General features: G+C 41.7%; 14 protein-coding genes. 6 read left to right on the top strand and 8 right to left on the bottom strand.

The window, feature by feature from the left end; genetic code table 11:
* Positions 1 to 75 precede the first annotated feature (75 nt).
* The gene (locus K339_RS0117115; protein WP_037300847.1) at positions 76 to 2,112 is read left to right on the top strand and encodes an alginate lyase family protein; all 2,037 of its coding nucleotides are present in this window, start codon (positions 76 to 78) and stop codon (positions 2,110 to 2,112) included.
* A 13-nt stretch (positions 2,113 to 2,125) separates the two neighbouring features.
* Here K339_RS0117115 and K339_RS0117110 read toward each other — a convergent pair whose 3' ends face one another.
* The 7 genes from K339_RS0117110 to K339_RS0117080 all read right to left on the bottom strand — a co-directional run bounded on the left by K339_RS0117110 (position 2,126) and on the right by K339_RS0117080 (position 14,739).
* The gene (locus tag K339_RS0117110) at positions 2,126 to 3,328 is read right to left on the bottom strand and encodes an exo-beta-N-acetylmuramidase NamZ family protein (RefSeq protein ID WP_169731870.1); all 1,203 of its coding nucleotides are present in this window, start codon (positions 3,326 to 3,328) and stop codon (positions 2,126 to 2,128) included.
* 111 nt (positions 3,329 to 3,439) lie between these two features.
* Complete coding sequence (locus tag K339_RS0117105; RefSeq protein ID WP_084332244.1) at positions 3,440 to 5,923, bottom strand: hypothetical protein; 2,484 nt, start codon at positions 5,921 to 5,923, stop codon at positions 3,440 to 3,442.
* Between the two features lie 15 nt (positions 5,924 to 5,938).
* Positions 5,939 to 7,873 carry an FAD-dependent oxidoreductase gene (locus K339_RS33985; protein WP_084332243.1) on the bottom strand — a complete coding sequence of 645 codons (1,935 nt, stop codon included), beginning with the start codon at positions 7,871 to 7,873 and terminating at the stop codon, positions 5,939 to 5,941.
* A gap of 38 nt (positions 7,874 to 7,911) precedes the next feature.
* A complete protein-coding gene (locus K339_RS0117095) occupies positions 7,912 to 9,624 on the bottom strand; it encodes a RagB/SusD family nutrient uptake outer membrane protein (RefSeq protein WP_028524685.1) in 1,713 nt (570 codons plus the stop codon).
* Between the two features lie 19 nt (positions 9,625 to 9,643).
* Positions 9,644 to 12,997: a SusC/RagA family TonB-linked outer membrane protein gene (locus K339_RS0117090; protein WP_229598759.1), complete on the bottom strand. Its 3,354-nt coding sequence runs from the start codon at positions 12,995 to 12,997 to the stop codon at positions 9,644 to 9,646.
* 162 nt (positions 12,998 to 13,159) lie between these two features.
* Positions 13,160 to 14,164 carry a FecR family protein gene (locus tag K339_RS36055; RefSeq protein WP_051398067.1) on the bottom strand — a complete coding sequence of 335 codons (1,005 nt, stop codon included), beginning with the start codon at positions 14,162 to 14,164 and terminating at the stop codon, positions 13,160 to 13,162.
* 23 nt (positions 14,165 to 14,187) lie between these two features.
* Positions 14,188 to 14,739, bottom strand: coding sequence for an RNA polymerase sigma factor (locus K339_RS0117080; protein WP_229598758.1), 552 nt, complete (start codon positions 14,737 to 14,739; stop codon positions 14,188 to 14,190).
* Positions 14,740 to 15,024: 285 nt separating this feature from the next.
* On the opposite strand from K339_RS0117080, the gene K339_RS0117075 reads away from it, so the two are divergent.
* Genes K339_RS0117075 through K339_RS0117055 form a run of 5 tightly spaced genes read left to right on the top strand, consistent with a single transcriptional unit; the run spans position 15,025 to position 20,826 of the window.
* Positions 15,025 to 15,225 (top strand): helix-turn-helix transcriptional regulator, encoded by a 201-nt coding sequence (locus tag K339_RS0117075; RefSeq protein WP_028524682.1) that lies wholly within the window; start codon positions 15,025 to 15,027, stop codon positions 15,223 to 15,225.
* Entirely contained in the window at positions 15,218 to 17,743 is a 2,526-nt protein-coding gene (locus K339_RS0117070) for an ATP-binding protein (protein ID WP_028524681.1), read from the top strand. Before K339_RS0117075 ends, K339_RS0117070 begins: the two co-directional genes overlap by 8 nt.
* The gene (locus K339_RS0117065; RefSeq protein ID WP_028524680.1) at positions 17,740 to 18,393 is read left to right on the top strand and encodes a DNA-binding transcriptional response regulator; all 654 of its coding nucleotides are present in this window, start codon (positions 17,740 to 17,742) and stop codon (positions 18,391 to 18,393) included. Before K339_RS0117070 ends, K339_RS0117065 begins: the two co-directional genes overlap by 4 nt.
* The gene (locus K339_RS0117060; protein WP_028524679.1) at positions 18,390 to 18,980 is read left to right on the top strand and encodes an HNH endonuclease; all 591 of its coding nucleotides are present in this window, start codon (positions 18,390 to 18,392) and stop codon (positions 18,978 to 18,980) included. The genes K339_RS0117065 and K339_RS0117060 overlap by 4 nt, the downstream gene beginning before the upstream one ends.
* Before the next feature lies 1 nt (position 18,981).
* Complete coding sequence (locus K339_RS0117055) at positions 18,982 to 20,826, top strand: HsdM family class I SAM-dependent methyltransferase (RefSeq protein ID WP_028524678.1); 1,845 nt, start codon at positions 18,982 to 18,984, stop codon at positions 20,824 to 20,826.
* 115 nt (positions 20,827 to 20,941) lie between these two features.
* Here K339_RS0117055 and K339_RS0117050 read toward each other — a convergent pair whose 3' ends face one another.
* Positions 20,942 to 22,450, bottom strand: coding sequence for a family 16 glycosylhydrolase (locus K339_RS0117050; RefSeq protein WP_037300843.1), 1,509 nt, complete (start codon positions 22,448 to 22,450; stop codon positions 20,942 to 20,944).
* Between the last annotated feature and the right edge of the window lie 15 nt (positions 22,451 to 22,465).

Here is a 22,465-nt window from a genome sequence, read left to right as displayed (position 1 = left end):
GTACGAAAGCCAAAGGTAGAAATGGCAGGGTTTTGTCCTTACTGTTTTTAGGCCAAAACCAAAAAACATCCAACCATGAAACGTAGAAGTAACCTGCTTTTGTCTCTTTTATTTTTTCTATCCCTGAACCTTTTCGCTCAGAAATCTTGGCAAAAAATTGTGACGGTAGAGGATGTTTGTGAAAGTTATCCCAAAGAAATGCAACGGCTTTTGGAGCAGCTCAATTTGGAAACAAAAGGCTTGGAACAAACCCGTGAAGCATACCAAAAAGGGGACTTGGTAAATGCTTGCAAAGCCTTGTTGGCGTATTATAAAAATAATGGGAAAGTAGCTTTCTTACGCAAAACTCAGCCTGTTAAAGGCACAAAAACCGTGGCCAGCGCCGACACGATTTTGAAGGATGTGTTTGTGGTGCAAAATGTAAAAGGGAAAGTAGCGTATGGTGCCGATGGTCACCGTGATTGGTACTACAAAGGCCCCAACAACGACCGTGAATGGGCCTGGCTTTCTAATCGTCATAGTCAGGTGTTGGAGGTGTTTGAGGCGTATTTTGACACAGGAAACCCAAAATATGCCCAGTACATTGATGGTTTTTTGCGTGATTTTATCATAAAAAGTTGGCCTTATCCTGCTGCCAAAGGAAGTGAATCTATCTGGCGTGGACTGGAGGTGGCGGCTCGGGCAAAGGCATGGTCGAAGGTTTTTTACGGTTTAATCAACAGTGAATATCTATCGCCAGCTACTCAATTATTGATGTTGAGCAGTTTGCCTGACCACGCTCATTACAATCGGTATTTTCACGGAGGAAACAATTGGCTTACGATGGAAATCTCGGCTTTGGCAACGGTGGCTACTAATTTTTCTGAGTTCAAATCGTCGAATGAATGGCTTGATTACTCCATTGCCACGATGGCCGAGAGCATGAAAGGACAGGTCTATCCTGATGGAATTCAGACCGAACTAACCTCTCATTATCACAATGTTGCTTTGGATAATTTTGTGCTTTTCAAAGAGATTTGCGACCGTGCCAACAAGCCTTTGCCCGATTTTTTTAATCAAACCATCGAAAACATGTACAGCTACATTGCCCACGCGATTCGGCCTGATGGTTTTCGGATTTTAAACAACGATGGCGACCGAGGGAGTGACCGAGCAATCGTGTTGGAAGCAGCCAAAAAGTTCAATAAAAGTGATTGGGCGTATATTGCTTCCAACGGAAAAACGGGGACAAAACCTGCGGATGGGCCTTCCTATTTTTTCCCTTGGGCGGGGCAGCTCATTTCAAGAAGCGGCTATGATGCCCAGGCGCACTGGTCATTTTTTGACATCGGCCCTTGGGGAAGCGGTCACCAGCACAACGATAAGCTGCATCTGTCAGTTTCGGCTTACGGCCGCGATTTGTTGGTGGATGCGGGGCGGTTTGCCTACACGGGAGAAACGGCGGATAAATTTCGTCCCTACGCCAAAGGCAGCGAAGGACATAATCTTTTGTTGATAGACGGCCACGGTCAAAAGCCAGGCCCGACGCACGCCAAAAGCCCGCTGGGAGATTCGTATTTTAAGCTACACAAAGACTTTGATTATGTCTCCAATTCCATGAGTGATTTTATTGATTTGGAAGGCAAAGCCGAACACAGAAGGACACTTTTTTATGTAAGAGGAGCGTTTTGGGTGGTGGTTGATCAAATCAAAACCGATAAGCCAAGGCAAATTGAAGCGCTTTGGCATTGGCACCCGACCTGCCTGGTGGTCAAGGATAACGCAGTAGTAAAAACCCAAAATCAGTCTGGAAACTTGGCCATCGTTCCAGTTAGTTCACAAAAGTTTGACATAACGTTCATCAAAGGACAGGAAAAACCGACGATTCAGGGATGGTACAGTCGGGAGTATAATTTGTACGAGCCCAATACCATGAGCAAGTACAGTACGACCATCCAAGGCAATGATACGTTGGTTTGGTTACTACTTCCTTCTGAAAAAGAAACGCCCACGGTGAAAGCTAAGATTTTAACCCAAAACGAAACTGAAATGAGCCTTGAAGTGAAAATGAAGGGAAAAACATGGCAGTTAACCATTCCCTACGCGGATAGCCGTGGTGCAAGTATCAAATGAGAAAAATGACAAATTAATCTGGATATAGAAGATATTTTGCCCGAATCGCCTTGAATTTTTGCAATCCAGGCTCCCAACTTTTCCTGATGTCGGCTTCTGACATTCCCGCGATGATTTGCTTTCTAAGTTGATTTGTCCCTATACGTAAATCAAAGGGAGATACACCGTTGGCTCTTTCCTGCTGGAAGAAATTAGGTTTGTCAGGATAGGCATTGTATAGTTCAATGACCCACGCTAAATTAATCTGACGACTCTTGCGTAAAGGGCTTATGTCATAGCCACGAAGGTCGATTCCATAACAAACAGAATCTTTTTGATTGGGGCGTTCGCTCATTCCAGGAATGCTTACTGGTTTGTACGAAAACGAATATTTGCCTTTCAATGCGGGTGCTCCCAAAATGGTAAAGGGCATGTAAGTCCCTCGGCCTTCGTTGATTACTGTCCCTTCAAACATACATAAACTCGGAAAAAGTACCACCGCTTGCTGTGTATTTAAGTTTGGAGAGGGATTGATAGGTAGGTCATAAGGGGTAGTATGGTCGTAATTGGCAACTTTTATCACCTTAATTTTGCATGGTTCTTTGAGGTAGCCTTCACCGTTGAGGTAGTGGGCAAATTCCCCGATGGTCATGCCATGGGTCATAGGCGTATAATGTATCCCAATGGCCGATTTATATTTATCTTCCGTCATTACGGGGCCATCCACGACGTAGGCGTTTGGGTTTGGCCTGTCAAGAATCAGCAGTTCTTTGTTGTTTTCTGCACAAGCTTCCATCACATACTCAAGTGTATTGATGTTGGTATAATAGCGGCAGCCCACATCCTGAATGTCAAACACCATTAAGTCGATATCTGCCAACTGTTCCTTGGTGGGTTTCTGATTTTTACCGTATAGAGAGATAATCGGCAGACCCGTTTTTGCATCTTTTTCGTCGCTTACTACTGCTCCATTGCTAGCATTGCCTCTAAAACCGTGCTCAGGTCCAAACACTTTTACAATCTTAATTCCGAGACTTAATAAACTGTCCACACTACTTTTTTTGCCAATAATAGAACTCTGATTGGCAACCAGCGCAATTCGTTTTCCCTTTAAATAAGGTACATATTTTTCAGTCTGGTCGGCACCCGTAATAACTCTCCGCTTGTTGGATTGTGCAATACCTGTACAATTGGAGAGAGTCAGAAGGGTAAAAAAAAGGATGGAAGCAAATCTCATTATTTTAGAGGGACTTTATTGTTGGTTTTTGTAGGATACGGGGCTAAGTTAGTAAATTTTGGTTAGTTTAGACCTATAAGGTTTCAAAAACCTTATAGGTCTAAAGGTGAGTTATTTATACGTCAACCAAGCCGTAGCTTCGCAGTTTTTGTTGGCTGAAAAACGAACCCAGCGCGCTTGAAAACCAGCAGGAAAAGTGTAGTTGAAAGTTTCCCCCGCTCTCACGGTTACTTCTTTATAATTCATCCAAGGGCCATGACCAATCGGCTCTACTTCTACCGTAAAGGTGACGGCTTCGCTACTTTTGTGGGAAAGTTGGAGGCTTTTTTTGTCATAGAAACCAATCAAATACGGGTCAGAAGGGGTATTGGCACGTACTTGGCTATTTTTCCAAGGACCACCTTGTCCCGTAGGTTTTCCCAATTTCCAAAGGTCGTCGATGGTGCCTGCCCATACTTTTGCTTTACCATCGGTGGAAGCAATAATGTGGTTGCTGTTGGGTGTTTGGGCATCTAAACCTGTCATCACAAACAACCCACGATAAGAAGCATAATCGTGAATCGTCAACGAGTGAGAAGCTACTGGACGAATTTTGGCAAAACCGTCGGCGTTTTCGGCGGGTAGTTCGTAAAAAGTGCCGTGTACGTTCATCAAGTCGCGCTCGGTAGCCACTTCCCGACAAATCCGCAAGGAAGCATTGTTCGTTTTGGCGGTAAATGCTTCATCTCCTTTGGGTAAACGCCAGCGGCGGCCTGAGTCATCTACAATCAATACCGAAGCCTCGTCCACACTGACCACGTCTTTGGGAATGGCAAATTCTTTACGAATAAACTGCGCCGTGGCAACGTCCTCTTTACGGACGAGATTGAGGGCGCTATCGAGTTCATAATAACCGTTTTCGCTAAATTGCCCGTTCACAAAATCTCCCGCTAAAATCCCCAACTGACGGCGGTTTTTGCCCAAGCCGTACAAAAGCCCCGCTTTATAATTGTTGCTATTGATGTTGGTCAATCCGTCAAATGATTTATCTTTGGCAACGGTAAAACGACTTTCGTCTGTGTAGTTGAAGTTGACGGTAGCAGTGGTGTTTTTATTGGTTTTCACCCGAATCCATTCACCTTGTTCGGTTGCGGCAAAAGCAACTGATGCCGCTTGCCCCGCTTTTACGGTGACTGATTTGGCCGATTTCCAGCTTCCTTTGCCGTTGGTATCTATGTCAAACGTAAACGTCACGTCTTCGTTACCCGCATTTTTTACCCACGCCATGCGCTGTGACCAACCCGCAAACAAAAATGGGTCGGAAGCCACGTTTGCTTCTACTTTATCGTTGAGCCAAATCGCTCCTTGGGCTGTATTGGGGCCTAATTCGTCGGGCTTGCTGAGGGAGGTAAACCATAAATTAGAGTTCGACTGTCCTGGGCCTTCGATGTTTCCTTTGGTTTTGCGTTTGTTCAAAAACTCCTTTTGAGCTGAATCATCGCAGCCAAACACGAGGCCATTTTGCCAACGGGTAAAGTCACCAATGACTTTCAAATAAGCCGAACGGGGGCGAATGCCAGCGGTGTTTTTAGACGAAAACGTTTGAGGAAAACGCCAAAACAGGCCGTGCATGGTCATCAAATAGTCGGGAGATTGTGCGGTGCCAATGTCGCGGATTCGGGGCCATTCGGTATTCCAGCCGTGCGCACCGTCGTAGCTGTGACTGGCTTTGGGAAGTCTAAAAAACGACCATTTGCCGCTGTCGCGTACGGCCAAAAGTACCGAGCGATGGTCCCAGCCCGTTGCCCAAATGGGGTCGGTTTCGGGGTTTTTGTTGCCATAAATTCCGCCAGGCCCTGTCACCTCCACAAACTGATTGCGACGCACCACTTTCCAATCTTTTCCATTCCATTCGGCCAGCACACCAGCTTCAATATCAAACTGCTTGAGGGCTTGCGGGCCAGGCTCTCCGTTGTTGGAATACACCATCACGCCTTGTCCCGAATACAAGCCTTTTCCGTGCGCTCCTGGGAGCAAAGTGCCGTTGTGGTTGTTGGCTACATCGTTAGCTTTTTTGTCTTTGACGTTGCCGTCTTGGTACAAAAGTTTTGATTCTAAGGTGCTGACATCCACTTCATAAAACCCTTCCTCCATCGTGCCGTAGTAAATCTTGTGGGTAGGGTCGGTCAAGTGCCGTGCATTTCCCGTATGGCGGCCAGGCATTTGGGTGTAAGGAATAGTTCTGACCTTCCCGCTGTTGGCAATGGCATACGGGCCAATGAATAACTGATTACTTTCGGCATGAACCATGCGGTTGGCGGGTGTTCCACCGATGCTTTCCGAGCGGATGGTTTTGTGCAAATCAGGGGTGATTTCGTAAAGCCTGTCCGAAGAGCCGAAGGGCAAGTGCGGGCCGTACGTAATCACCCAGAGCTTTCCAGCCCAAGGGACTACGGCGCCAGTGCCGCACTCGCCTTCGTTGTTATAATAAGCAAGGTGTGGATATATGCCGCTGATTTGTCGGTAGTTGGACTTGTTTTGGGCAGTTGCATTGCTACATGCTAGCACAGCTGCCAGTAGTCCTACGGATAGGGACTTAATATTTGATTTAATCATGATTTTTAGTTTCGTCTATTCACTTTTTTCACTGCCAGGTTTTTGCATTAAACTGTGCAATTCACCCAAGTAATCAGTATAAACTCCCCTTGGGCTCGTTGATTTTTTAATGCAAACAGCGGCTGCTTTACCTACTATTTCGCCCATCATTCCACAAGTTCGCATCACCCTAACGGGGCCAAGTCCTGTCTTTGACACACTGATACACCTACCTGCCATGAAAAGGTTTTTGATGTTTCGGCTGTAAAGCGTTCGGTAGGGAGCCCAGTAAACTTCTCCGTATTGATATTCAGCACCACGGGTATAATCTGAAATGAATTCATTGCCCTCAAACCCATTTTGATATTCTTTTTTAGGCGTGTGGAGATCTACGTGCCAAGAACATGGGAAAGCAGTATCTTCAAATTTTCGCTGTTTTTTAAAATCCTCCGCTTCCAAAACCACATCACCCATCAGTCTGCGGGATTCTCTCTTGCCAGCAATAAAAGCCGACCAACCTAATCGGTGCTTTGGGTACATGTTATCTATATTTTTGAGTACATCCCAAGCACCGTACATGGCCCTGAAATTGTGGTCACGTATGAGTTCAACTTCATTGACTTGGTCTTTATTAAACCCACTTTCCCAGTACCACATATTGGCAAAAGATGAAAGGTCTTCCTTGCCAAAGGTTTTCACCCCTTTTCTCCCTGGAAATGGTTTGTCAGATAAATCCAAAGCCCAAGGACAGCGAGGGAAGGGCTGCTCGTAGTCGCCAACCTCACATTTTAGCGCCAAAGCACTTTTGTCTTTGCATTCACAGGCCAATACCTCTTCTTTGTTTGTTGTATCAAGTACATTGAAAAGATTTGAACTACCCATTAAATTTTCGACCTTATATTCGTAATCTGCTCCTGCTTTGAAACCAACAGTTGCATCGCCAGTACAATCGGCAAATAACTTTCCATGTAGTCTAAGCTGACGAGAAGTAAGTGTACTTTGAATGATTAGAGACTTAATTTCGCTGGCTTCGGTTTCTACTTCAACCACTCTATGATTCAATAAAAGGGTAATATTGGGTTCTGATTGGACCACCTTTGCTTTTCGGGCATCATCGTAATAAGTAGCGGCGACACCATTTAAAACCTCACCCGAACGCTTCGTAATGGGAGGAAGAATTTCATTGACGATATCACCTATGTGCGGAAAAAGGCTTTTATTGGTATGACCTTCTGGCCAAACGCGCACTTCTGAGCTACCGTTTCCTCCAAGTACTGGTCTGTCTTGCACAAGGGCAACTTTGATTCCATTGCGTGCCGCTGAAATAGCCGCACAAGTACCTGCTAAACCTCCACCAGTTACAATAAGGTCAAATTTGCCACCATTTTCAGGCTTTTGGGGAAGCCCAAGCAGTCGGCGCCGAAATTGAGTCAGCGCTGCGATGTCATTGGTAGGTTTAAAATTTGTGTCTTTACAAAACAAAATGGCTTCACAACGGCCTTCGAAGCCTGTCAAATCGTGAAGAGCTAGGGTAGCGCTTTTTCCCACGTTCACAATACCTCCGTCGTGCCAATGCCAAGTAGCACTTTTTGTCCCAAAGACTTCTGGAATTGCTTTTCCGTTTAGTAGCAGTTGAAATTTGCCTGGGGCACCTGGGGCATTCCAAGGAGCTACCCAATCTTTTGTGCGTACCCATACCCGATAAGAACCCGCTTTCGGAAATTGAATTTCTGTGGTGGCATCTTGTACTGGTATTCCTAAACCATGCGCCAAAAGATAAGGAGAACCCATTTGTTCCATGGATTGCTGGTCTAATTCCCATCCTCCATGATTGGCAAATTGTTCTGCTTCAACAAAGACAAACTCCTGGGCTGTTTTTTTGGGTTTACCCTGCCCCAGTGCGGGTAGTTTACCTGCCAATAAAACAAGGCTTGTATTTCCGAGTATTCCAATAAATTGTTTTCTTTTCATCTCTCAAAATGTTTACTAAAAGAACCAAAAGAGTGTTTTTAATACCCTTCGTTTTGTTTCATGTTGGAGTTGATTTGGATTTCGGCAGTAGGAATTGGCCACAAATATTGGCGGTCGTTCCAAGTGGTAGGGACTAAGTTTTTGATGAGTCCTGTTTTTTCCATTTCGCTAAAATCAGGCGTGCCGTCTTCGTCGATTTTGGGCGTTCCAGGGAAAAACCACAGGTTTTTATCGACCACTTTGGCGCGTAAGTCAACGGGGTCGAGCATTCCATAAATTGGGCGGTTGAGCACTTTGCCCGCAATGCGCCAACGAACGATGTCCATGTAGCGAAGCCCTTCAAAGGCCAACTCCATGCGGCGTTCCATGCGGAGTTCACGGCGCAATTCGGCTTGATTGGTAGTTGTAATAGCAGGGTAGGAGCCAGTGGCGGTCAGGGCTACCTTGTAGGCGCGAGCCCTCACAGAATTGATGGCATCCAAGACTGATTTGTCAATTTGATTTTGTTCAATTTTGGCTTCGGCATACATCAACAGTACATCGGCATAGCGGATGATAATTTGCTCAGGATCAATCATTCGTCCATTGAGCAACCACGAGTCGTCCACCCCTTTTTTCCAAACCAATCCGTTGAACGACGCAAATTGCGCGTTGGCACGGTTATCGTTGTTGGTCACTTTGGTATTGGTACTGATGCGGGTTACTTGTAGCGCGTTGGGGTGCGGGTCATAGATAAAACCTAAGTGAGGCTGACCAAATTCCACGATGGTAGCTGTACAACGCGGGTCGCGGTTTTTGAAGGGGTTGCGGGGGTCATAAAGGGGTGACTTGTCAATGGTTTTACCATCGGTGCAGAGGTAGGAACAAAACAAATCCCAACTCGGGTCAGCGGCGGCAAATCCGCCTGAGTTACGACTAATAATATCTGAGGTCGGGCCCGTGGTTACTTTTAATTCTAACGAGCGGGGAATGGAAAAAATAACCTCTCTTGAGTTTTTGGTACTTTGTAAAAACAAATTGGCATAGTCGGCATGTAACACGTATTGGTTCAAATCCATGCAGGCTTTGGCGGCATCGCTGGCGGTTTTGTAGTCTTTTTCGTAAAGAGCAAAACGCGCTTTCAAAGCCAACGCAACACCCTTTGTGGCGCGCTTGAGTGCCGAAGTGGCGTAGCTTGTAGGTAAATTGGCAATGGCATAATCAAAATCTTCGTAGATTTTTGTGGTCACCGTTTTTTTGTCAGTACGCCCTTTGGTGTACGCCTCTTCGATGCTGATGACACCGTCGCTATACACTACATCGCCAAACTTGTTGACCAGCTTCGCATATTGACTAGCCCGATGTAAACGTGCTTCTGCCAAATATATATCTAGTTTTGCTTGGTTTACTTTTGCCTTTGTTTCGGCACTGTTGAGGGCCAAAATAGCCCTGTTGGCGCGGGCAATAGTCTTGTAAGAATTACGCCAAAGTGCGGTCGAGAAAGCCCATTGACTCGTCACGGTGCCCGATTTAATGGGCGTGAGGGTTTGGCGGTAGAAACCGTCATCAGAAAGATAATTGATACTTGTACCATCTTCGTCCCACTGCCAAAATTCAATGTGGTAGAGGTCATTGAGCGCCAGTTGGATTTCGGTTTCGTTAGAGTACCACTTTTCAGCGGAGGGTTCAGCCAACGGATAAAGGTCGAGGGAGTTTTGGCAGGAAGCTAACAATAAGAAGCTAAAGACTGCGATGTATATGTTCTTTTTCATTGAAAGTCAAATGGTTAGATTAAAAGCCAATGGTGAAGCCACCCAACACGGTTGTCACGATTCCCATTCCTTCTGGATCCCACCCTTTGGGGTATTTGTTGAGTGAAAATACGTCGGTAGCATTGAGATACACTCGAATGTTGTTCGAGAGAATTTTGCGCGAAATCCGTTGTGGAATGGTGTAACCCAACGTGATATTTTTCAGACGGAAATAACCGCCGTTAAACAACCAAAAATCAGACATGGCGCGGTTCAAGCCCTTGTTGGTTTCGGTAAATCTTGGGTATTTGGCGGCTAGGTTTTGGTCGGTTGTATTGTTCATACTCCAAGTGCTTCCGTCCATATACACGGGAAAGACACCCCAGTTTTCGGCGTTGTAATCGGTGTAAGGCAACAGCGAAGTGCTTTGATAACCAATGCCCTGAAACGAAACGCCCAAATCAAATCCGTTGTAGTCCAACTTGAAATTTCCGCCGTACATCCACTGAGGCTGTGAGCTACCGAGCAATACACGGTCATACTCAGGAGAAATTTTGCCGTCAGGCACGCCGTTGGGGCCGCTGATGTCGGTGTATTTCATGTCGCCAACTTTGACGTTCGCGTTGATTTTGGGAGAATTATTAACGTCTTCTTGGGTTTGGTAAATTCCTTCCGAACGGTAGCCGTACCATTCGTCAAACTGGCTTCCTAACTTTCGGATGCGGTCGCCGATAAACTCAGTTCCGCCCAAATCGCCCATGACAGATTTAAACTGTGATAGATTGAAAGAAGCAGAGTAACGTAGTTTGCCGATGTTGTCGGTCCAGCCCAAATCCAAATCAATACCCTTCGTCGTCATAGTCCCTGTATTTTGGTTTGGGTTTTCAAACCCTACAAAAATCGGAATCTGCAAGGCCAACAACATGTCTTTGGTTTGCTTGTAATAGGCATCGGCGGTAAAACGCAAACGATTTTTTAGGAAATAAGCATCCAAGCCAACGTCGGTAGAGGTCGTTTTTTCCCACGAAATATCCTGAATGGCATATTGCACTTGGGCGGCGGTTTGTTGGGCTACGGCTACGTTGTTTTGGTAAAACAAGGCATTGCTAAAATTCATAATACCGACCGACGGATAGTTTCCGATGCGCTCGTTGCCCAGGTTTCCCCAAGAGGCACGAAGTTTCAAAAACGACATCACGTTTTGTCTTTTGAAAAAATCTTCTTCGCTTACTACCCAGCCCGCCGATACCGACGGAAACGTACCCCAGCGGTAGTTGGCATTGAAGCGCGACGAACCATCGCGGCGAACGTTGGCCTGAATCAGGTATTTATCCTTGAAACTATAGGTCAAGCGTCCGAAATAAGAGCGATAAGCAGTTTCAAAAGCTGACCCGAAGTTATCTCTTAACGCAGCAGGGCCTTGGTTGAGATAAGGATAGGTGTCAAACAAATATTGGTCGCGCGAAGCCCCCATCGACTCTCCTTTGAAGTAGTAGTTTTCGTAACCTGCCAACGCCGTAAAGTCGTGGTTACCAATGGTTTTTAGGTAGTTGCCCAAAAACTGAGCTGTCACACTAAAATTAGTCGTGCGGTTTTCGTCCAAGCGCGTAGTGAGGCCACCTCCAATCAACGATACAATAAACTGATTTGGGTCGTTGGCGGCATACACATCTACTTGTCGATTGAAACGTTTTTGAATGTTGAAATCGAAAATAGGTGCAATGATTCCTGATAGTTTCAAACCTTCAATGGGCTTTAAATCAAGGGCTAAACGTCCTCCTACTTGATTGTACGTGTTACGGTCGGTACCTCCGTATTTTACCTTGGCGTACATATTTTCTCCCGCTTTGCCGTCGGCAATCCGACCATCAGCCCAGAGAGCAGGATAAATAGGAGACGAAATTCTGGTACGGTACAAAGGGTCACTGGCAGTAGGGTCTAAGGCATTGGTTCGTTTAAAGTTAAAATCGACGGTACCTCCAATGAGTTTATTGATGGTAAAGTCGTTGTTTGAACGAACAAAAATCCGATTGTAGTTTTTGTTGTCGTAAAAACCACCCACTTTCTCAAAACGAACCGATGCGTTTGATTTTACAAATTTTGAACCACCTACAATGCTGATGCTGTGGGCTTCCCTGGGGGCGATTTTGTTGAGGGTCAACGCCATCCAATCAGTATCAGGATATTTGTCAGGGTCCGACAGGTGTTTTTTGTTATAATCTGTCAACAAATCTTGGCTGAACGTTGGAAATCGGTTGGCGCCGTTGCCCGCGTCGTTCCAGCGGAGTTCGTTGACAAGCTCCATGTAGCGCTGTGACCGCATGTAGTCGGGTAGCTGCGTAGGCGTGTCAATACCGTTTTCGTAGCTATACTGAATCGACGCTTGGTCGGTTTTAGCCCTTTTGGTAGTTATCAAAATCACCCCCGCTGCCGCGCGTGAACCGTAAATAGAGGCCGACGCTGCATCTTTTAACACAGAAAGATTCTCAATGTCATTGGGGTTCACTTGGTTAACATCACTTACTGGAACGCCATCGACAATCACCAGTGGATCAGAACTGCCAATCGTCGTAATTCCCCGAATCCGAATCGTGGCACCACCCATCGCACCATTGGCACCACTACGCGTCACCATCACGCCTGACATTGCCCCTTGCAGCGCTTGCGCTACTTGGGTTTCTTTGCGCTCCTTAAACATCTCAGCGTTGACGGTGGACACGGCGCCCGTGAGGTCTTTTTTCTTTTGAACACCATAACCTACCACCACCACTTCTTCCAGCGATTTGGTATCGGGCTTGAGCGAAATATTCAAAGAAGTCTGATTGGCGACATTTATTTCTTGACTCAAATAACCGACAAATGAGAAAACAAGGATGATGTTGTCGTCGGGAATCGAAAGGCGATAGTTGCCATTGGCATCGGTATTGGTACCACGCTGCGTGCCTTTTACCAAAATACTTACCCCAGGTAGCCCTACACCTTTTTCGTCCGTCACAGCCCCCGAGATATTTCTATCGACATTGCGGAATAATTCAAGGCTTGAGGCTTCGCCGTTTGGGAGTACTTCTTTCTCGTTTTTTACTTTTTTTAGCAAAATCCGATTTTCAATCACCTCGTACGTCACCTCGATGGGCTTCAGAATCTGATCCAATACAGTCGAAAGACGGCGATTGTTGAGACTAACAGATAGGCGTTGGGTTGATTTGATTTTGGTGCTATACACAAACTTGACGTTTGCTTGCTTTTCGATGTCGCTCAAAATTCGACTTAACTCAAGCTGCTCCCCCGCGACGGTAATGGTGCGGTTGAGCACCTCTTGGGCACGTGTATCGTGTGCGATTGCCATACCACTGCACAACACGATCAGCAGCAATTGTGATAAGGTAATTTTCATGAGATTCCACCAGATTTTGGGAATTGGTAACGGTTTTTGCATACATTTACTTGTTTTTTGATTGAAAAAATTGGAAAACTAGGCCCTCCCACAGATTGGCGTTTGTAGAGGGTTTTTACTCTTGGCCGAAAATGTTCGCTGCATTTTCGGCCGCTTTTTTACTTAGCAACCGTCTCCATAAATGAAGACCACCGTACCACGTTTTTCGTAAGTGGCATCTATGGATTTACAGATAAGTTCGAGTTGGGTAAACATCGAAAGCCCGTTGAGATCGGCCGTGATGTGGCAATCCTTGGCGTTGGGATTGGCAATCACAAACTCTAACCCGTACCTCAAAGAGAGGGAGTGGAGGACGTCCTCCAACGAGGTTTCTTTAAACACCAAAGGAAGATTCACGACCTCTGGCGCAACAATTGGAACGGGGTTGTCAACAATACCTGGGACGATGTTTTTGGAGGTGACATCGTAAAGCACCTTTTGATTTGGGGTTAAAATAACGCCGTTTTTCTCCGCTTTTTGGTTGGGCTTTTCGGTATAAACCGACACTTTTCCCGTCGTTACCGATACTTCGATGGTGTTTGATTTTTCGTGGTGACTTACCCAAAAACTTGTTCCCAATACCTCGGTCGTCAGCTCTCCCGCGTGTACCACAAAGGGTTTGGTAACGTTGCGTTTTACCTTGAAAAAGGCTTGTCCTTTCAAATAAACGGTACGCTTGGTTTGGTTGAAAGTTTTGTCATACACGATGCTGCTGTTTTGTTTGAGCCGCACAATTGTGCCGTCTTCGAGGCGCACTTCTTGTTCGTGCGTTGTCGTGTTTTTTACTTCGATACCCTTATTTTCGGTTTGTGTCGTAATGGCTTGTAAAGCGGTGTTTGAGTTTGTCGGTTCGTTGGCATTCCACCAAATGAAGCCCATTACCAAACAAGCCGCCGCTACCGAAACCCACGTCCAAGGCATTTGTAGGAGGCGAGCGCTAGGGCGGATATGCCCGTGGATGCGTTGCCAAAGGCGTTTTTCAAGCGTATTGCGCTGGTTTTCTGCTAGATTGGTGGGGTAGGAGGAAGGCTGTTGCTGAAGCCATTGCTCCAAAAATCGCTCCTCGTCTTCGGTAGTTTTCCCTTCTAGGTAGCGCTTTGATAGCTCGTTAAATTCCTGCTGAGTCATCTTGATAGGGGTGTGTTTATAGCCTAGTTGTAGGATTGATACGATTTTAGGTTTTCTTTCAAAAACTTGAGCGATTTGGTGATGTGGTACTCGACCGCTTTTTCACTCAAGTTGAGGCCATGGGCGATTTCTTTCACCGACTGATTCTCAAAACGGCTTCTCTTGAAAACCTCCGCACTTTTTTCGGGCAAAAGATTGAGCACTTTGTCCACCGCTTCGGCCAACTCTACGTAATTGACGATTTCGTCGGTAGTATAATTTTGATGGATTTCCTGAAATATGAGGTACTCTTGGTATTTGCGGTAGTTTACTTGCGACTTGATGTAGTCATATACCTGATTTTTGATGGCAATGGTCAGGTACAAATCCAAATGGCGAATGACGACCTCGGAGCGGCGATTCCAGATGGTTAGAAACACCTCTTGTACCAACTCCTCAGCTTCTTCCCGAACCCCCGTTTGGTGGTAGGCAATGCCGTAGAGTTTGTACCAGTAGCGGCGATAGATTTCTTCGAAAGCTGAAATTTGGCCTTCTCTGAGAAACTCCACCAATCGCTCGTCATCCCATTGCTTCATTGTCATTGTTGTGTGATTTACCAGTACAGTAGAGGAAAGGGAACAAATCCCTAAATAATTTTAAAAAATAATTGAATTATCTTGTTTTTGCTTGAAAGACCCAGGCCCTCAAATTGTTCTTAATGAATAATATTGACTTAAGAAATCTTGGGTACTGTTACCGAATATAGCTGTTACTACAAGCTACATAAGCATTTAAGCGTCTTGTCTCCAAGTGAAAAAACTATTTGTGGTAATTGGTTTCTTTGTTAAAATGTCAATATATTTGCATATTATGCAATTTTTATGAGTAAAAAAGTCATAAATAGAATAAAAGTAGTTTTAGCGGAAAAGAACTTAAGTAGCAAATGGTTAGCCGAGCAATTGGGTAAAAATGAAGCTACTATTTCAAGATGGTGTACAAACGAGGTACAACCACCAGTGAAGACTTTTGTCCAAATTGCTGAAAAGCTCAATGTAAAACTTACTTATCTATTCAATGATTAACAACACAATAAAAGTACCGTTTAAAGTTTCTGCGAGAACAGCAAAGTTGATTGGGTTAGAGAATTTCTCAACCGAAGAAGGTGCGGTCATTGAATTAGTAAAAAACACATATGATGCTGATGCAAGCAATTGTATTCTAATTTTCGATTTAAAATTAAATGGAGATGTTGTTGAAACTGAAATAGAAAAATTTGAAAAAGAGAGTAGCAGTATTTATATCATTGACAATGGAATTGGAATGAATGATACAATTATTCAAAACCAATGGATGACAATAGGTACTGATAACAAGTTGTATGAGCATACAACAGAAAATGGAAGGGTTAAAACTGGAGCTAAAGGTATTGGACGATTTGCATTAAACCGATTAGGCATGCTTACAGATATGACATCCCTACCTTCTATGTTAAAAGCCCAAGATCTAGATAACGTAGAAGTTGAGGAAGGTATAGAAGAAGCTTATAATGCCAAAGTAGTCCCCAATGATGATTGTGTGGGTTTTGAGTGGACTGTTGACTGGAAAGATTTTGATAAAAAGGGGGCTACTGTCTCTGATGTTGAAGCAGTTTTATCGGTTAAGAAAAACTTGAATATTAAACAAGAACTCTTGAGTAGATTTTCTTCGTACCCTAAAATAAATGAGGTGTTGGAAGGTATTGATTTTAAATCAGGCACGGTCATTGAAATTACAGAACTTAATGATGACTGGAATGAAGATAAACTAAGAAAATTATTTGGTAATCTGGAAATGTTGCTCCCCCCTGAAGAACAGAATGATTTTGGCATAGATTTTTTTTTACTCAATGATTTAGAAGAGTTTGGAACTGTAAAAAGGGCTTATTATGATGACTATGATTATAAGCTAAAAGCCTCATACAATCAATCCGATGATAAAGTGTTGACAGTAGAAATTTCACGGAATGAGCTCGATATTGATGCTTTGGAAAGTAGATATTCAAATATATTTGAGTTTGATATGATGAAAAACTCACCATATAAGCTCGAGGATTTTAAGAAAGAAAAGATTGAATTTAATATACCAATCGAAAAATTAATATCTGAAAAAGTAGATAGAAACTTATTGGATAGAGTAGGTAAATTTGGTTTTACCTTTTATTTCTTAAAAAATACCATTTCAGATGATAAGGAAGATGGGGATTTGAAAAAGTACCCATATAAAAAAATTGATAGTGCAATTAGGAAATCTTGGTTAAAAAAGTTTGGTGGTGTTAAAATATTCAGAGATGATTTTAGAATCAGACCGTATGGTGAAAATGGAGATGATTGGTTAAGATTAGGAGAAAGGCAGGCTCAAAGCCCAGGAGGTGCTGGTCAAAGACTTGGAGGATATAGAATCAGACCTAATCAAATTGCTGGTACTATTAAAATTTCAAGATTACACAACGAAAGTTTTCAGGACAAATCAGGTCGTGAGGGGATTATTGAAAATGACGAGTTTGAACTTTTTAAAAATATCTTGCTTGAAATAATTGGTCTCTTTGAGAAAGATAGAAATGTTGTAATGTACAACCTTTCCCAACTTCATTCACTAAAAAATGAAGAAGCTGAGAAACTTAGAAGAGCCAAAGAGGAAGCAGAAAAAATTAGGCAGCAGAAAGAAGAAAGAGAAGAGAAAAAAAACAGCTTCCAGACTCAGAGTGACGATAAGTCTTCGGGGGAAGATAAAGAATATTCCGAAGCTGAAGAGTATATGGCTGACGCTATATTGATTTTGGAAAAAGATAATGAGAAAAAAGACGAAGAATTAAGATTGTTGAGAAGCCTCGCAAGTGTTGGACTTATCATTTCCTCTTTCGCACACGAAGTCAGAAGCCTGAGAGCGAGACTAATTCCACGTACAAAATATTTAGTAGATGAGCTGAAAAACCATTTAAATGAAGACGAGTTAGCAAAAAAACTTGACAAGGATGATAATCCTTTTTATATGATTGATTTAATGCGTGACGAAGATGTCAAACTGAAACATTGGTTAGACTATTCGTTGAGTACATTAAAAATAGACAAACGAGAAAGAAAAAACTTATACTTCTCCCAATATTTTGAAAACTTTAAAGCTAATTGGAGTAAAGCCTTAGAGCAAAGAAATATCAGTCTTGAATTAAATAAATCAGATGATAATGAACATATAATTAGAGCCTTTGAAGTAAATATAGATTCCGTATTTAACAACCTATTGTCCAATTCAATTAATGCCCACTATGGATATAACAAGGAGCAAAAAAAAATAGAAATCAGTTGGCAGAAAAAGGGTAATGATGTAGAAATTTTATTTTCTGACAATGGTAAAGGATTGGATGAAAAATACAAAGACAATCCCGAGCAAATTTTTAATCTGAATGAATCTTCAAAGACCGACAATAAAGGGAACAAAGTAGGCACAGGATTAGGTCTTTACATTGTAAAATCTATTATTGAAGAGTATAATAATTCATCTATCTCAATCATTAAAATCAATAATGGATTGACATTGAAAATAACTTTCAAAACAAGAAAATGAAATACAGAATTGCGTATATAGATGAAGATAAAGGTTGGATAAATACCTTTTATCATACTTTTAAAAATGATTTTGATGTAACGAGAATTGAAGTTGATTCGGAATCCTCCATTGAGTCTATTTTTGTTAAGTTACGGGAAAGTAATCTCGATGCAATTGTTACCGATTATTTATTGGAAGAAAATGCAGAAGTACCGTTCAATGGAAATAAAATAGTTGAAGAAATAAAAAGAACAAGACCATATTTTCCGATTGTAATGCTCACTTCATATCCAACACAGGCAATCGGTCATACAGATGATGTGCATATAATTTATAGTAAAGATATTTTGACCGTAGAAAATGATAAAGAGGAGCTTGAAATTTTTAAAGCAAAAATACAGTCTAATATCTCAAATTATTACAGGAAAATTGAAGACACAAATACAAGGATTGAACAACTTATAGAAAAGCGAAATAACAAAGGATTAGATATTGCAGAGGAGGAAGAACTAACGAAATTGTACATTTTGTTTGACGAACTTAATCCTGAAGGAAAAGATTTGCCAGCAAATCTAATTCACAGAGATTCTATTTCAAAACTCAATGAGTTTGTAAACGAAACGAAAGAAATTTTAGAAGAGCTTAAAAAACTAAATCAGAATAAATGACTTTTCGACTCCATACCCCAAAAAGAAGAACTATTACAACTGTTGTCAATCATTACACTGACCATAAGAGTGATTTACAACTGGACTTTAAGAATAGGTGTGGCTATTGTAATGATATTCATACTTGGCGAGTCTTTTCTTTTGAAATAGATCACTTTATTCCTAGAAAAAAAGACAAAAAACCTTTTTTGACTATAAAAACGGATAAGGATTACAGTAATTTGGTTTATGCCTGTAAGTCTTGTAATAATGCAAAGAGCAATAAATGGCCAACAAATGACGAGAATATCCCTTATACAAATGATGAAGGTTTTATCGACCCATGTGATATCAATTATAATAGACAATTCACAAGGCTGAATAATGGGCAAATAAGGCCTATAACTAACTTGGGTAAATGGATGTATAATAACCTAAAACTTTACAAACCACAACATGAAATAATATGGAAAATAGAAGAGTTGGAAGATTTAATTGATGAATGTGAAAACGTTCTAAAAACAATAGATAATGATATTTTAAAAGATAAAGTATTGGGATTATATCGAGAGTATCGAGAATATACAAAACAATTAGGGGGTATTTAGAATGAAAAACGCCACAAGATATTTAAGTCAAAAATATTCTACAAACCCTTGGTTTGTAGACAGACTTATTATTTCTGCATTTTTATATATAAACAAAATACAACTTAATAACAATTTATTGTTATTAAGTTATTGCATTCAGGAAAATGATGACGATTTTAATAATTTAGTTGATTTTACAGAGATAATAATTAATATAAAACATGAGTTTCTTATTGAAGATTTAATTGAACTATTTGAATTTGTTATATCACCATCAGACAGAATTATCAATGGTGCAATTTACACACCTACTGAAATAAGAGAGTATATTGTTTCTCAAGCATTTTTGAACAAGAAAAAACACCTCTCAGATGCTAAGATAGCTGATGTTGCATGTGGTTGTTCTGGCTTTTTGTACACAGCAGCAAAAGAAATAAAAAAAATAACAGGAAAGAGTTACCAAGAAATCTTTAAATATCAAATCTTTGGTCTTGATATTCAAGAATATTCTATTACTCGTAGTAAATTATTGTTGACTTTATTAGCACTTTCAGAAGGTGAGGATATTGAAGAATTTCATTTTAATTTACATCAAGGAGATGCTTTGATTTTTAAATGGCAAGATTATTATGAAAATTTTGAAGGATTTCAAATTATTCTAGGAAACCCACCTTATGTGTGTGCGAGAAACTTGGAAGATAGTGTAAAAGAGAATTTAAAACATTGGTCAGTTTGTACTTCAGGAAATTCTGATTTATATATTCCGTTTTTTCAAATTGGGTATGAAAATCTCGCTAGTAGCGGTATTTTAGGATTCATAACAATGAATACGTTTTTTAAAAGCTTGAATGGTAGAGCATTGAGAAAGTATTTTGATGACAATAAAATATCGATTAAAATTATTGATTTTGGAACTTCTCAGATATTTAAGTCAAAAAGCACATACACTTGTATTTGCTTTTTAGAGAAAAAAGAGCAAGCCTATGTAGAATATTATAAATCTTCTGAGAGAGAATTTCCGAGCAATAATAAACAATATTATAAAATTGCTTATACTAGTTTAGATGCTAAGAAGGGATGGAATCTAAATAATAATAAGATTATTTCAAAAATCGAAGCTACTGGTAAGCCATTTGGTGAACTTTACAAGACAAGGCATGGAATAGCAACGCTCAGAAACGATATTTACATATTTAAGCCTGTGGCAGAGGATAAGGAATTTTACTATCTTCAAAATGGTAGTTTGTATCCAATTGAAAAAGGTATTTGTAAAGATATATTAAATTCAAATAAATTAAGTAGAGTAGTTGATTTTGAAGCGATAAAAGAAAAAGTTCTATTTCCATATAATGATGAGAAAAGACCAAAAGCACTTGAGGAGGAAGATTTAAAGGCGAGATTTCCTAAGGCATATACCTATTTACAAAAGAAAAAAGAGGAACTAAAAAAAAGGGATAAAGGAAATGGTAATTACGAAAAGTGGTTTGCTTTTGGTCGAACACAATCTCTTGAGAAAGTAGGGAACAAATTGTTTTTTCCAAAAATTTCTGATCAAACACCAAATTATTTGATTAGCAATGATGACGATTTACTTTTTTATAATGGTCAAGCCATAATAGGCCACGATGAAAGAGAAATGAGAGTCATCAAAAAGATAATGGAATCCCGTTTGTTCTGGTATTACATTAAAAATACAAGCAAACCATATTCTTCAGATTATTACTCTCTAAATGGTAATTATATTAATAATTTTGGAGTTTGTGATTTAAGTGCGTCAGAAGTTGAATATTTGCTAATAGAGGACGATAGAAAAAAATTAGATTGTTTTTTTGAAAAAAAATACGATTTGCAAATTTTAGAATAATATATTTTGAAAAATTTCAAAGCCGTAATTTAATAGTTTTGAGGCAAATACACCATAAAAACAAAAAAGGAGGCTACGCACTGTAACCTCCTTTGGTATAGTTATTTGGCCGATTTTATTGATAAACGCGCACAAAATCCACTTCCATCGAAGCAGGGAAAACGCTTTCATCAACCCCTTTGGCGCCGCCCCAATTGCCACCAACGGCTAAGTTGAGCAACAAATAGTGGGGTTTGTCAAAAGGCCATTCGTTGACCGTTTTGTGTTCGTTGGGAATGCTCAAATAAACAACGCCATCCAATAAGAAATCCATCTTCTCGGGCGTCCAGTCCACGGCATACACGTGAAACTCGGTATAAGGATTTTTGATGAAAATTTTCTTCGATTTCTGCGTTCCTTTGACGTGGTTGTAGGCCTGGGTATGAATCGTCCCGACGAGCGTATCGGGGTCGTAACCAACGTGCTCCATGATGTCGATTTCGCCGCACTTGGGCCAGCCTACTTCTTTGATGTCCTTTCCAAGCATCCAAATGGCAGGCCAAGTCCCTCGGCCTTTGGGCAATTTTGCCCGAATTTCAATTCTGCCGTAAGTCCATTCCCCTTTGTCGCGCGTCACCAAACGAGCCGAGGTGAATTTGCGATTTTCCATTGCCTGTGGACGGGCAGTAATGGTCAAAACACCTTTCCGAACGACGGCGTTGTTGGTGTCTTCTTTCGTATAATATTGCAGTTCGTTGTTTCCCCAGCCATTTCCGCCGATGTCGTAGCCCCATTTTTTTGAATCAGGTAACCCCGTATAATTAAACTCATCGCCTCCTACCAACTTGCGTTTGGTTTTGGCAAAATAGGCATCACGTTGGAGCCCTTTTTCAGGCTCATCGGTCGTAAGAAAATCAATGTTTCTACCCAAAAAATAATCCATGAGCAAGGTATCGTTGACGGTCCAAGCATTGGTGACAATTCCCTCTTTTTTAGCTTCGTCCAGCCATTGTTCATCCCGTTGAAAAACACTGAAATGGTAATCTGCGCCGTCAATGTTATCGGCTTTTAGTTGAGCCGCAGAAATATTCCCGTTGAGGTATTGTAGCTTCGCGTCTTTGTCGAGTTCGCGTACTTTTTTCAAAATGTCATAATCAAAGCTGATATAGACAATCCACTTTTGGGCTTTCATTTTTCGCACCATTTGCACCACTTTTTCGGCCAAAAGCACCGCCCGTTCTTTACCAGCTGGCGACGGCTTGATTTCGGTAACGAGCATGGTCTTTTTCTGTTTTTTTCCTTCCTTCAAGTATTCCTCCAGCGTAGGAAGTAGTTCGCCGTTTTTGAGGGTTTTTTTACGAAGTTCGGCAAAATCGGTTTGTTCGATGTCCATGCCTTCGTAGTGCGCGTCGTGGTTGATGACCAATACTTCATCTTTGGTCATTCGCACGTCAAACTCAGAACCTACGCAGCCCAATCGAACGGCTGCTTGTAAGGAAGCGATGGAGTTTTGAGGAACACCCGTTTTTTTCCAAGCGCCACGGTGTGCCACGATTTTGTTGTTGTGAAAAGATTGCGCACTACTTAGTTGAGTGCTTAAAAGTAGGATTGTGAAAAGGGAAATCAAATAGATTTTTGGAGTCATGATGAAAACAGGGAT

It is taken from the genome of Runella limosa DSM 17973, from assembly GCF_000482465.1.
Classification (GTDB): domain Bacteria; phylum Bacteroidota; class Bacteroidia; order Cytophagales; family Spirosomataceae; genus Runella; species Runella limosa.
This window is presented reverse-complemented; position numbering and strand designations above follow the sequence as displayed.